A 1,019-nucleotide genomic window follows, 5' to 3' on the forward strand; every position below is an offset into this window, starting at 1 on the left:
GCCGGGAGACGTGCCCGTCGCCGGCGAAGAACTGGCCCTCGATCTCCTCGATGTCCTGTTCGAGGCCGTCGGCCACGGGGAAGTAGTCGTCCACGACCCGGTCCAGGATCTCCAGGGTGACCTGCCACGGCCCCATCGCGAGGCGCTCGCGGCCCTCCGTCTCCAGGAACCGACGCACGGCGGCCAGGTCAGGCTCCTCCGCGTGACGCACCGTCACCACGTAGTGCTCGCCGGTGAAGACGCTCAGCTCGCCGAACTCCACGGTCTCGGTGCGGTCGATGTAGCGGGCCGGGTGCAGGACCATGAACGAGTCCTCGCCGTAGCGGTCCAGCTTGGCGCGCTCGCCCCCGGTGAGGGCGTCCTCGACGGCGAGCGGGTGCAGGCGCAGCTCTTCCGCGACCGCTTGGAGCTCGGCCATGTCCGGGCGGTACAGGCCCAGCCAGGCCATGCCGCCGGTGCGCTCGCACGCCTCCCAGGTGTCTTCGAGGGTGGAGGGGGTGTGGACGCGCCGCCCGTCCACATACACGGCGTTGTCGATGATGCTCACTAGGACATTCTCCGCCGACGGCGGCCCCCGGCGTATTCCAGGATGCGCGCGCTACGGTGGCGCCATGAAGACTCCGCGCCATGCCCCACCCGTCGTCCGTGACGGCAAGACCCTGCTCCCCGCCCACGCCGTCTCCACGGCCCCGGTCACCGCGTTCGGTCTGATCGGCGGCTACCTGACCGCCCGTGAGACCGGCATCCGCCCGCTCGGCGGCGTCGTGCTGGCAGCCGCCGGCCTGTACGCCGGCCGGACGTGGTTGGCCACGCGGGGGCCGGCCGTCACCGGGGGCCTGGCCGCCCTGTACCTCGGCGGCTTCGGCGCCTCCCACCCGCTGGCCAAGAAGATCGGCGCGTGGCCGGCCGTGCTCTCCGTGGCCGCGGTGTCCGCCGGGGCCGCCTGGGCCGCCGTCGACCGGTCCGAGGCCGGCCGATGAGAGAGCCCGCGCCGGCCGAGGACGGCGCCGTGCCCCGCG

The 1,019-nt window shown here is 73.6% G+C and carries 2 protein-coding genes; one reads left to right on the top strand and one right to left on the bottom strand.

Going from position 1 to position 1,019, the window contains the following annotated elements; genetic code table 11:
- A partial coding sequence (locus ACFWJO_RS41020) for a CorA family divalent cation transporter (protein ID WP_386873517.1) occupies window positions 1–547 on the bottom strand: 547 nt, incomplete at its 3' end.
- A 64-nt stretch (window positions 548–611) separates the two neighbouring features.
- Here ACFWJO_RS41020 and ACFWJO_RS41025 point away from each other — a divergent pair.
- Window positions 612–980: a hypothetical protein gene (locus ACFWJO_RS41025; RefSeq protein WP_036316791.1), complete on the top strand. Its 369-nt coding sequence runs from the start codon at window positions 612–614 to the stop codon at window positions 978–980.
- The last annotated feature ends 39 nt before the right edge of the window (window positions 981–1,019 follow it).

It is taken from the genome of Streptomyces sp. NPDC127092, assembly GCF_042722475.1.
Lineage (GTDB): Bacteria > Actinomycetota > Actinomycetes > Streptomycetales > Streptomycetaceae > Streptomyces.

What these genes read in the sequence shown, in the direction of transcription:
- ACFWJO_RS41025 (WP_036316791.1), top strand. Translation starts at nt 612, where the DNA reads ATGAAGACTCCGCGCCATGCCCCACCCGTCGTCCGTGACGGCAAGACC.